The sequence below is a fragment of the Streptomyces sp. PU-14G genome (assembly GCF_041028275.1).
Lineage (GTDB): Bacteria > Actinomycetota > Actinomycetes > Streptomycetales > Streptomycetaceae > Streptomyces.
The window spans coordinates 1-10,685 of record NZ_JASKYT010000266.1 but is presented as its reverse complement, the minus strand read 5'-3'; the positions used below and the strand labels follow the sequence as shown (position 1 = coordinate 10,685).

9 protein-coding genes are annotated in these 10,685 nt (G+C 73.1%); 2 read left to right on the top strand and 7 right to left on the bottom strand.

Translation table 11 applies throughout. From position 1 onward, the window contains the following. Window positions 1-15: 15 nt before the first annotated feature. Complete coding sequence (locus AB8Z75_RS25245; protein ID WP_369205763.1) at window positions 16-639, bottom strand: sulfite oxidase-like oxidoreductase; 624 nt, start codon at window positions 637-639, stop codon at window positions 16-18. 212 nt (window positions 640-851) lie between these two features. Between AB8Z75_RS25245 and bfr the strand changes: the two genes are divergently transcribed. Beyond that, window positions 852-1,340, top strand: a complete 489-nt coding sequence (bfr, locus tag AB8Z75_RS25240; protein WP_369205761.1) for a bacterioferritin — start codon at window positions 852-854, stop codon at window positions 1,338-1,340. Window positions 1,341-1,362: 22 nt separating this feature from the next. On the opposite strand, the gene AB8Z75_RS25235 is transcribed toward bfr, so the two are convergent. Together AB8Z75_RS25235 and AB8Z75_RS25230 are read right to left on the bottom strand one after the other, a co-directional pair. Beyond that, window positions 1,363-1,680: a bacterioferritin-associated ferredoxin gene (locus tag AB8Z75_RS25235; protein WP_369205759.1), complete on the bottom strand. Its 318-nt coding sequence runs from the start codon at window positions 1,678-1,680 to the stop codon at window positions 1,363-1,365. A 146-nt stretch (window positions 1,681-1,826) separates the two neighbouring features. Then, window positions 1,827-3,176: a class II 3-deoxy-7-phosphoheptulonate synthase gene (locus AB8Z75_RS25230; RefSeq protein ID WP_369205757.1), complete on the bottom strand. Its 1,350-nt coding sequence runs from the start codon at window positions 3,174-3,176 to the stop codon at window positions 1,827-1,829. Between the two features lie 283 nt (window positions 3,177-3,459). On the opposite strand from AB8Z75_RS25230, the gene AB8Z75_RS25225 reads away from it, so the two are divergent. Then, entirely contained in the window at window positions 3,460-5,538 is a 2,079-nt protein-coding gene (locus AB8Z75_RS25225) for an anthranilate synthase family protein (protein WP_369205755.1), read from the top strand. Between the two features lie 41 nt (window positions 5,539-5,579). Here the strand turns inward: AB8Z75_RS25225 and AB8Z75_RS25220 are convergent, their stop codons facing one another. The 4 genes from AB8Z75_RS25220 to AB8Z75_RS25205 form a co-directional block, all read right to left on the bottom strand. Beyond that, the gene (locus AB8Z75_RS25220) at window positions 5,580-6,857 is read right to left on the bottom strand and encodes an SLC13 family permease (RefSeq protein ID WP_369205753.1); all 1,278 of its coding nucleotides are present in this window, start codon (window positions 6,855-6,857) and stop codon (window positions 5,580-5,582) included. Between the two features lie 166 nt (window positions 6,858-7,023). Next, window positions 7,024-8,052 carry a 6-phosphofructokinase gene (locus AB8Z75_RS25215; RefSeq protein ID WP_369205751.1) on the bottom strand — a complete coding sequence of 343 codons (1,029 nt, stop codon included), beginning with the start codon at window positions 8,050-8,052 and terminating at the stop codon, window positions 7,024-7,026. A gap of 221 nt (window positions 8,053-8,273) precedes the next feature. Further along, a complete protein-coding gene (locus AB8Z75_RS25210) occupies window positions 8,274-8,981 on the bottom strand; it encodes a response regulator (RefSeq protein ID WP_369205749.1) in 708 nt (235 codons plus the stop codon). Next, on the bottom strand, window positions 8,971-10,536 hold the full coding sequence (locus AB8Z75_RS25205) for a DUF5931 domain-containing protein (protein WP_369205765.1): 1,566 nt from the start codon (window positions 10,534-10,536) through the stop codon (window positions 8,971-8,973). Before AB8Z75_RS25205 ends, AB8Z75_RS25210 begins: the two co-directional genes overlap by 11 nt. Window positions 10,537-10,685 lie beyond the last annotated feature (149 nt).

Sequence of the window (10,685 nt, the reverse complement as noted above, 5' to 3'; positions counted from 1 at the left end):
GGGCGGGCGGGCCGGCTACAGCTCCGGTCCGTCCCCGGGCTCCTCCTGGTAGGAGTAGCGCTGCTCCTGCCACGGGTCACCGATGTTGTGGTAGCCGCGCTCCTCCCAGAAGCCGCGGCGGTCCGCCGTCATGTACTCGATGCCGCGGACCCACTTGGGCCCCTTCCACGCGTACAGGTGCGGTACGACCAGGCGGACGGGGAAACCGTGCTCGGCGGTCAGCAGCTCGCCCGCCCGGTGGGTGGCGAAGAGCGCCCTGTCCGAGGCGAAGTCGGACAGCCGCAGGTTGGAGCTGAAACCGTACTCGGCCCACACCATCACATGGGTGACGTCGGGCGCCGGGGGAGCGAGTTCGAGCACCGTCTGGGCACGGACTCCGCCCCACTCGGCGCCGAGCATGCTGAACTTCGCGACACAGTGCAGGTCGGCGACGACGGTCTCGTACGGCAGCGAGGTGAACTGCTCGTGGTCCCAGCAGTGCTTGTCGCTGTCCGCGGTGGCCCCGAAGACCCGGAATTCCCAGCGTTCGGGCTTGAACTTCGGTACGGGCCCGTAGTGGGTGACGGGCCACCCGCGCTGGAGCCGCTGGCCGGGCGGAAGCTCCTGTCGCTCCCCTTCACGGCTTGACGGCTGACCCATGCCTCCATGGTGACAGACCCGCGGCCGTGGTCTCGACCACCCCGAGGCGGCGCGCGACGAGCGCCGACCGCCCTCGCGGCAGCGAAGACGGGCAAATACGGTAAGCCTGCACTTACTGGATCGTTCCGGTGAGCGGTGACAGGATGCGCGATTGCGCGCCGCGTGCGCGACCGGCCCGCTTCACGCGTCACTCCCAGGAAGGAGCCCGCACCATGCAGGGCGACCCCGAGGTCATCGAGTTCCTCAACGAGCAGCTGACCGCCGAGCTGACGGCGATCAATCAGTACTTCCTGCACGCCAAGATGCAGGAGCACCACGGCTGGACGAAGCTCGCCGAGTACACCCGTTCCGAGTCGTTCGACGAGATGCGGCACGCGGAACGGCTGACCGACCGCATCCTCTTCCTGGAAGGCCTGCCGAACTACCAGCGGCTCTTCCACGTGCGGGTGGGCCAGACGGTCACCGAGATGTTCAAGGCCGACCGGCAGATCGAGGCGGAGGCGATCGACCGGCTGCGGCGCGGCATCGAGGTGATGCGCGCCAAGGGCGACATCACCTCGGCCAACATCTTCGAGGACATCCTCGCCGACGAGGAGCACCACGTCGACTACCTGGACACGCAGCTCGAACTGGTCGAGAAGCTCGGCGAGCCCCTCTACATCGCCCAGCAGATCGAGCAGAAGGCCCCGGACGAGACCTGAGCCGGCGGGCGGCGGGGCGGGGTCAGGCCGCCGTTCTCAGCGGCAGCGGTGCGGGCGCCGCCCCGGCGGGGAGCTCGGCGGGTTCCGCCTCACCCTGCTGGGGCGCGGCCGTCGGGGGCACCGTGGAAGTCTGAGCCGTCAGGGCGGGCTCGCCACGCTCCAGCGCGGCCCTGCGCGGGCAGGCCCCACGGCCGAGGATGCCCTGGATGCGGCGGACGCACGAGCCGCAGTCCGTGCCCGCCTTGCTCTCGGAAGCGATCTGGCGCGGGGTGCAGGCCCCGGCCGCCGCGTGCCGGCGCACCTGCTCCTCGGTGATGCCGAAGCACGAGCAGACGTACACGCGGTCACCTCCGCTTCCGGTCAGGACAAGCTTTCTGAGGTAAACCTAACCTTACCCGTCGGACCGTGTCCACACACGCGCCCGGGACCCGCGTCACACCACCGTGACGCGGGCCCCAGGCGCAGGTCGGCACGCTCAGCCGCCGCTCACTGGTCGCGGTACATCTCCGCCACCAGGAACGCCAGGTCGAGCGACTGGCTGCGGTTGAGCCGGGGGTCGCAGGCCGTCTCGTAGCGCTGGTGCAGATCGTCGACGAAGATCTCGTCGCCACCGCCCACGCACTCGGTGACGTCGTCGCCGGTCAGCTCCATGTGGATGCCGCCGGGGTGGGTGCCCAGGCCCTTGTGGACCTCGAAGAAGCCCTTGACCTCGTCCAGCACGTCGTCGAAGCGGCGGGTCTTGTGGCCGCTGGCCGCCTCGAAGGTGTTGCCGTGCATCGGGTCGCAGACCCAGGCGACCGGCGCGCCCGAGGCGGTGACCTTCTCCACCAGGTCGGGCAGCCGGTCACGGATCTTGTCGGCCCCCATCCGGGTGATGAAGGTCAGCCGGCCCGGCTCGCGGTCCGGGTCGAGCCGCTCGATGAGCGCGAGCGCCTCCTCCGGAGTGGTCGTCGGGCCCAGCTTCACGCCGATCGGGTTGCGCACCCGGGAGGCGAACTCGACGTGCGCGCCGTCCAGCTGCCGGGTGCGCTCACCGATCCAGACCATGTGCCCGGAGGTGTCGTAGAGGTTGCCGCTGCGCGAGTCGACGCGGGTGAGCGCCGACTCGTAGTCGAGCAGCAGCGCCTCGTGCGAGGAGAAGAACTCGACGGTGCGCAGCTCCTCCGGGTCGGTGCCGCAGGCCCGCATGAACTTCAGCGCCTGGTCGATCTCCCGCGCCAGCGCCTCGTAGCGCTGGCCCGAGGGCGAGGTCTTGACGAAGTCCTGGTTCCAGGCGTGCACCTGGCGCAGGTCGGCGTAGCCGCCGGTGGTGAAGGCCCGTACCAGGTTCAGCGTCGCGGACGAGGCGTGGTACATCCGCTTGAGCCGCTCCGGATCGGGCCTGCGGGCCTCCTCGGTGAACTCGAAGCCGTTGACCGAGTCGCCGCGGTAGGTGGGCAGCGTGACCCCGTCGCGGGTCTCGGTCGGCTTGGAGCGGGGCTTGCTGTACTGGCCCGCGATCCGCCCGACCTTCACCACGGGCACGGCGCCCGCGTAGGTGAGGACGGCTCCCATCTGGAGGAGCGTCTTGAGCTTGTTGCGGATGTCCTCGGCGCTGACCTGGTCGAACGCCTCGGCGCAGTCGCCGCCCTGGAGTACGAACGCCTCACCGCGCGCGACCGCACCCAGCCGCTCCCGCAGCTGGTCGCACTCGCCGGCGAAGACGAGCGGCGGATAGGACTCGAGCTCGGCGAGGGCGTCGCGCAGAGCCTGGTGGTCCGGCCAGTCGGGCTGCTGTGCTGCGGGCAGGTCTCGCCAGGTGCGGGCACCGGCGTCGGGGTTGGCGTTCACAGTCACGGACCCAAGATTACGGGGTCCGGCACGCTGTCCGTCCCGCTGCCCGCGATGCGAGACCGGGACCATGGCAGGTGGATCCCGGCGCCGGGGCCCGCGGTGGGCTAGGGTGTCCCCCATGCACGCGCACTCGACCATGAACTGGTGGTGGCCCGCCCGCACGGCGGCCCGCCAGGACGCGCGTATCCACTGAGCGATTCGAGGCTCAGTACCGCGACAGGCCGCCCGAGGGGCGGCCTTTTCGCGTAGCGGCCGTTCCCTCCCGTCTCCACGAGAAGGAACCGCCATGGACCGCACCACCGCCCCCTCCCCCTCGCCCGCCGCCCTCGTCGAGCGGCTGACCCGACCCGACGCCCCGCCGTTCGCCCTGCTGCGCCGCCGTACCCCGGGCCGCGAGGCGGACGTCGTCGAGGTGCTGATCGGCACCGTGCGCGAGGTCGACCGGCTCGCCGACATTCCCGTCGGCCCGGACGGCGAGGCGGGAGCGCTGGCGCTCGTCCCGTTCCGGCAGATCCGCGAGCGCGGCTTCGGCGTACGCGACGACGGCACGCCGCTGTCCGTCCTGCTGCCCGACGAGCGGTACGCGCTGCCGGCCGAGGACGTGCTCGCCGCGCTGCCCGGCCACCGCGTGGCGGTCGAGCCCGGCGCGTTCGACGTGGACGACGCCGCCTACGAGCAGCTCGTGCGCCGGGTGGTCGACGAGGAGATCGGCTCGGGGGAAGGCGCCAACTTCGTCATCAGGCGCGACTACGAGGCGCGCATCCCCGGTTTCACCCGCGCCGACGCGCTCGCGCTCTTCGCCCGGCTGCTGAGCGGCGAACAGGGCGCCTACTGGACGTTCGTCGTGCACACCGGCATGGGGGCACCTGACGCCCGAGCGGAGCGCAGCGGAGCCCGAGGGCGGGGGAGGGTACTGGTCGGCGCCAGCCCGGAGGTGCACGTACGGATGAGGGGCGGGACGGTCGTGATGAACCCCATCAGCGGCACCTACCGCTACCCCGCCCAGGGGCCCGACGTGGCCGGACTGCTGGAGTTCCTGGCCGACCGGAAGGAGAGCGAGGAGCTGTCCATGGTGGTCGACGAGGAGCTGAAGATGATGTGCACCGTCGGCGACGAGGGCGGCGTGGTCGTCGGCCCGCGGCTGAAGGAGATGGCACACCTGGCGCACACCGAGTACGAACTGCGGGGCCGCAGCACCCTGGACGTCCGCGAGGTACTGCGCGAGACGATGTTCGCGGCGACGGTGACCGGGTCCCCGGTCGAGAACGCCTGCCGGGTCATCGAACGGCACGAGGCCACCGGACGCGGCTACTACGCGGGCGCCCTCGCCCTGATCGGGCACGACGACTCCCCCGGCGGCGCCCAGACGCTGGACTCCCCCATCCTCATCCGCACCGCCGACATCGACGCGCACACCGGGCACCTGCGCGTCCCCGTCGGCGCCACCCTCGTGCGCGCCTCACAGCCGGCGAGCGAGGTCGCCGAGACCCACGCGAAGGCGGCGGGCGTCCTGACCGCGCTGGGCGTACGGGAGGCGCCGGCGCGCGCCGCCCGGCACCCCCGCGCCCGGCTGGCCGACGACCCCCGCGTGCAGGCGGCCCTGGAGGGCAGGCGCGCGGGGCTGGCCCCGTTCTGGCTGCGGATGCGGACGAGCCTCCCGCGCCACGGCGGCGCGCCCGGGACGGGCGCCACCGGCGGCGCGGCCGGGGCAGGCACGGCCGGGGCAGGCGCCGGAGGGGGCGCGTCCGACGTGCTCGTCGTCGACGGCGAGGACACCTTCACCTCCATGCTGGCCCACCTGCTGCGCTCCACGGGGTGTGCCGTGCGGGTGCGCCGCTTCGACGAGCCCGGGCTGCACACGGCAGCGCTGGAGCACGCCGGCCCCGTCGTGCTGGGCCCAGGACCCGGCGACCCGCGTGACGCCGCGGACCCGAAGATGCGGCTGCTGCGCGGTCTGGCCGCCGACCTGGTCAGCGGCGGGCGGCAGCCGCTGCTCGGCGTCTGCCTCGGCCACGAACTGCTCGCCGCCGAACTGGGCCTCGACCTCGTCCGCAAACAACGCCCCCACCAGGGGGCCCAGGAGACCGTCGACCTGTTCGGACGGCCCGAGACCGTCGGCTTCTACAACTCCTACACCGCCCGCTGCGACGACGAAACCGTCACCGAACTCGCCCTGCACGGCATCGAACTGAGCCGCGACGCGGCGAGCGGCGAGATCCACGCCCTGCGCGGACCCGGGTTCGCCTCGGTCCAGTTCCACCCCGAGTCGGTGCTCACGCTGGACGGCGTCACGGTGGCCGCCCAGCTGCTGGCCGCGGTGAGCGAGGGGGCAGGGAAGGGGAAGAGGGTGCGCCTCGGCGGATGAGGGGCGGTGCAGCAACCGGCGGCGCCCCGGCGGGCGGGGCGTCAGCCCAGCACCTGGAGCGAGCCCCACAGGGCGAGGACCGACAGCGCCAGCGCGGGCGGCACCGTGAACAGCCCGAGCCGGGTGAACTCGCGCAGCCGCACCGGATGCGCGTGCTGGTGCAGCGTCTGCCGCCACAGCAGGGTGGCCAGCGACCCCGCGTAGGTCAGGTTCGGGCCGATGTTGACGCCGAGCAGCACGGCCAGCACAGGCCCCGCCCCGCCCGGTGCGGTCAGCGGCAGCAGCACCAGCACGGCCGGAAGGTTGTTGATGACGTTCGCCAGCACGGCCGCCAGCCCGGCCACGGCCAGCAGTTCGAGCAGACCCGTACCGTCCGGCACCAGGCGGCCGAGCCAGTCGGCGAGCCCGTTGTCCACCACCGCCCGCACCACCACGGCCAGCGCCATCACGAACGCCAGGAACGGCACCCCGGCCGCCGCCAGGAGACCGCGGGGCGAGGTGTGCCCGCGGCGCAGCGCCCTGGCCCCGAGGACCAGGGCGCCCGCGGCAGCCGCCCAGGCCGGTTCGACGCCGAAGACCGAGGTCACGACGAACCCCGCGAGCGTGCACACCACGGTGACGAGGGGAAGGAGCGGAACCTCGGGGGTCTCCAGGGAGCCGGGCGCCTCGCGGTCCTCCTCCCGCCCTTCGAGGTCCGCGGCGAAGAAGCGCCGGAAGACCACGTACTCGACCGCGACGGCCGCCAGCCAGGGCAGCGCCATCAGCCCGGCGAACCGGGTGAACGTCAGCCCCGTCGCGGCCAGCGCCAGCAGGTTGGTCAGATTGGAGACCGGCAGCAGCAGCGACGCGCTGTTCGACAGATGGGTGCAGGCGTACACGTGCGGCCTGGCGCGCACGCCGAGCCGGGCCGCGGTGGCGAACACGACGGGGGTGAGCAGCACCACCGTCGTGTCCAGGCTCAGCACCGCCGTGGTGAGGGAAGCCGCCACGAAGACCGCCGTCAACAGCTGCCCAGGGCGCGCCTCGGCGCGGGCGCGGGAGGCCCTGCGGGCCATCCACGTCCCGCAGGCGTGGAAGAGGCCCTCGTCGGCGCAGAGTTTCGACAGGACGAGGACCGCCGCCAGGAAGGCGATGACCGGGCCCAGGCGGGCGGCTTCCTCCCGCACATGGGCGAGGGAGACCGCACCCGTCGCGAGCACCACGGCGGCGGCGGGGACCGCGACGACGGCCTCCGGCCACCGGGGCGGGCGGGCGACGGCCCAGGCGAGAGTGGCCACGAGGAGCAGGGCGGAGAGGACCTCGGCCGGCAGTCCGTGCATGAGGCCCTGCCCCGCCCTTTCCGTTCCTTGGGGGACTCCCCGCCTGGGCGGCTCCGCCCGGAAGAGGAGCCCCGATTCCCCGCTGACCGCACGGGGCGGGCCTACGGCCGGACAGCCCCTCGAAGGGATCGGGCCGCACCCCGCGGGGACAGTTTTCCACGGGCTCTCACCCGAAGAAGACGCCCGCCTCCTCGTACAGCGCCGGGTCCACCGTCTTCAGCTTCTCCGTGGCCTGCGCCAGCGGGACACGGACGACGTCCGTACCGCGCAGGGCGACCATGCTGCCCCACGCCTCGTCGCGCACGGCGTCGATGGCGTGCAGGCCGAAGCGGGTGGCGAGCCAGCGGTCGAAGGCCGTCGGCGTGCCGCCGCGCTGGACGTGCCCGAGCACGGTGGTGCGTGCCTCCTTGCCGGTACGCGACTCGATCTCCTTGGCCAGCCACTCGCCGACGCCGGAGAGCCGCACATGGCCGAACGAGTCGGTCGTCTCGTCCTTGAGCACCATCTGGCCGTCCTTGGGCATCGCGCCCTCGGCGACGACGACGATCGGCGCGTAACTCGCCCTGAAACGGGAGGTGACCCAGCCGCACACCTCGTCGACGTCGAAGCGCTGTTCGGGGATGAGGATGCAGTTGGCGCCGCCCGCCAGCCCCGAGTGCAGGGCGATCCAGCCCGCGTGCCGGCCCATCACCTCCACCACCAGCACCCGCATGTGGGACTCGGCCGTGGTGTGCAGCCGGTCGATGGCCTCGGTCGCGACGGTGACGGCCGTGTTGAAGCCGAAGGTGTAGTCCGTCGCCGACAGGTCGTTGTCGATCGTCTTGGGCACCCCCACGCAGCGGATGCCGTACTCGTCGGTGAGCCGGGCGGCGACGCCGAGCGTGTCCTCACCGCCGATCGCGATGAGCGCGTCGACCTCGTGCTTGGCGAGGTTCTCCTTGATGCGGCGGACCCCGTCCGCCTCCGTGAGGGGGTTCGTACGCGAGGAGCCGAGGATCGTGCCGCCACGGGGCAGCATGCCGCGTACCGCCGGGATGTCGAGCCGTACCGTCTCGCCTTCGAGGGGACCGCGCCAGCCGTCGCGGAAACCGGTGAAGTCGTAGCCGTAAGCCTGGACTCCCTTACGGACCACGGCCCGCATGACCGCGTTGAGTCCGGGGCAGTCGCCGCCGCCCGTGAGCACTCCGACCCGCATGGGATCTCCCTTCTCCGCATGGACGCCTGGGGGCGCGCTGCGCACACACCTGTGCGCAGCGCGCAACACCCGCCACGCTAGCGGTGATCCACGTCACATGGGATGCGGCGAGACGTCGTTTTCGCCTGAATTTGCGGGCCGCGGACGCGCGGCAACCACCCGTACGAAGGACAGCCGTGCGCGGCCCGCCGCCCGGGCGGCGGGGGCCCTGGGGTCTTTCGTCAGTCGTCCAGGCCGCGCTCGATGGCGTACCGCACCAGTTCGACCCGGTTGTGCAGTTGCAGCTTGCCGAGGGTGTTCTGCACATGGTTTTGCACCGTGCGGTGCGAGATGACGAGCCGTTCGGCGATCTGCTTGTAGCTGAGGCCCTTGGCGACCAGGCGCAGCACCTCGGTCTCCCGCTCGGTCAGCTTCGGCACGTCAGGCCCTTCCTGGGCCGCCGGGGCCGGATCCGCCGCCAGCCTGCGGTACTCGCCCAGCACCAGGCCGGCCAGGCCCGGCGTGAAGACCGGGTCGCCCAGCGCCGTACGGCGCACCGCCTCCAGCAGCTCCTGCGGCCCGGCGGACTTGACCAAATAACCCGTCGCGCCCGACTTGACGGCCTCCAGCACGTCCGCGTGCTCGCCACTCGCCGAGAGCACCAGCACCCGCAGCGGCGACTGCGGCCCGACCAGTTCCCTGCACACCTCGACACCCGGCTTGTCCGGCAGGTTCAGATCCAGCACCAGGACGTCGGGGCGGGTGGCCCGGGCACGCCGGATCGCCTGCTCGGCGTCGCCGGCCGTGGCGACGATCTCGAACCCCGCCTCGCCCAGGTCCCGCGCCACCGCGTCCCGCCACATCGGATGGTCGTCGACGACCATCACCTTCACCGGATCCGCCGCCCGCCCGTCGCCGGGCACGCCTCCTGACAGGCCCTCAGTTGCCATGCTTGGGAACCCTCATCTCCACTTCCGTGCCCTGTCCTGGCACCGACACCAGCTCGGCCGTGCCGCCCAGATCGCGCAGCCTGCCACGGATGGAGAGCGCGACGCCCAGCCGACCCTCGGCCTCCGCGTCCGCCAGCCGCCCGGCCGGGATGCCGGGGCCGTCGTCCCGCACCGTCACGATCACCGCGTCCGGCTCGTCCTCCAGCAGGATCCACGCCTGCGCCGGCCGCCCGGAACCGCCTCCCGCGTGCCTGTGCACGTTGTCCAACGCCGCGCCGACGGCCGCCGCGAGCTCGGCCGCCGCCCGGGCCCCCAGCAGCACCGGCGCCCCCGGCTCGGCGAAGGTGACACGCGAGGCCGCGTACGCGGCCAGCAGCGCCCGTACGTCACAGGGCGCGCTCGCCGCCTCGTCGCCGTCCGGGGCTGCGGCGCTCCCCGCGCGCTCCCGGGGGCGGCGCCCGCCGGCCCACGGACGACGACGCCCCCGAGCAGCCCCCGCACCGGATACGGCACCGCCCGGGACGGCTTCGCCGGGCACACCATCGCCAGGGACGGCACCGTCCGGGAGGGCCTCGCCGCGCTCGGCGCCGCCCCGCTCGGCGCCGCCCCGCTCGGCTCCGGCCCGCTCGGACCCGCCGCGGGCGGCACCGCCGGGGGTGCCGTCACCGGAGGCGGAGCCACCCGCGGTGGTGAGGGAGGCCGTGACGGGCGTGGTCACGGCGTCGGCCGCGTCGCCGTCCGCCGCCACGGGCCCACCCGCCGCGTCGGGACCGGATACCGCGTCGCCGAGCCCCGTGCCCGCCTCCGGGCCGGGTACCACCTCCGCGGCCCGCGCGTCCGGGCCCGGACGCGCGGGCCGCGGTGCCACGCCGCTGGAGACCAGGGCCCGCAGAGCGACCTCCTGTTCGCCCGCCATCCGGCCGAGCTCCGCCGCCTCGCCGCCCAGCGTCGTGCCGCGGCGCTGGACCATGGCCAGCACTTGGAGCACGCTGTCGTGGATGTCGCGGGCCAGTCGCTCGCGTTCGCGCGTGGCCGCCTCGATCTGCAGGGCCCGCGCCAGCGTGCGCTCACTCGCGCGGGCCACCTCGATGACGTAGCCGATGGCCACGCTCGCCACGCAGACGAGCAGGACGTTGTGGAAGGTGGTGCGCGTCATCGTGCCGCGCTCGATGATGTTGGCGGCCCCCACCAGCACCGAGACGCCCGCGGCCCAGCGCCAGCCGCCCTTGAGGGCGAAGGCGAGGACGGGGCCCGCGACCCAGATGGACGGCAGTGTCGGGCCGACCTGGCCGTGCCCGTCGACGACCGGGGAGAGCAGGATGCCGGCGACGCCCAGCAGGATGTCCGTGACCAGGAACGGCAGCGTGCACCGGGCGGCCGAGGCGACGTTGCGCAGCGTCGCGAACGTCCAGCACGTCAGGACGAGCAGGAACACCACTCCGGGCACGGGCGCGCTGTATTCGCGGTAGCTGGAGACGAAGACGCCGGTGGCGTAGAGGACGGCCAGGATGCGGTAGCCGCTCAGCGCACGCCACAGCGGCTGTTCCACGGACATCGTCTTCACGGCCACGTCTCCCCCTTTGCCGTCCCGGGCTCCGGGCCTCCGCTCCCCGTGCCTCCCGCCTCCTGCCGGGCCCGCGGGGCCCGGACGAGAGGCTTCAGGCAGCCCGGTCCTCGCTCTCGTGCTCCCCGTTTCCCTTGTTT

Coding starts and splice junctions, on each gene's coding strand:
- AB8Z75_RS25220 (WP_369205753.1), bottom strand. CDS start 6,857: ATGCACGGACTGCCGGCCGAGGTCCTCTCCGCCCTGCTCCTCGTGGCC.
- AB8Z75_RS25225 (WP_369205755.1), top strand. CDS start 3,460: ATGGACCGCACCACCGCCCCCTCCCCCTCGCCCGCCGCCCTCGTCGAG.
- AB8Z75_RS25205 (WP_369205765.1), bottom strand. CDS start 10,536: ATGTCCGTGGAACAGCCGCTGTGGCGTGCGCTGAGCGGCTACCGCATC.
- AB8Z75_RS25210 (WP_369205749.1), bottom strand. CDS start 8,981: ATGGCAACTGAGGGCCTGTCAGGAGGCGTGCCCGGCGACGGGCGGGCG.
- bfr (WP_369205761.1), top strand. CDS start 852: ATGCAGGGCGACCCCGAGGTCATCGAGTTCCTCAACGAGCAGCTGACC.
- AB8Z75_RS25245 (WP_369205763.1), bottom strand. CDS start 639: ATGGGTCAGCCGTCAAGCCGTGAAGGGGAGCGACAGGAGCTTCCGCCC.
- AB8Z75_RS25215 (WP_369205751.1), bottom strand. CDS start 8,052: ATGCGGGTCGGAGTGCTCACGGGCGGCGGCGACTGCCCCGGACTCAAC.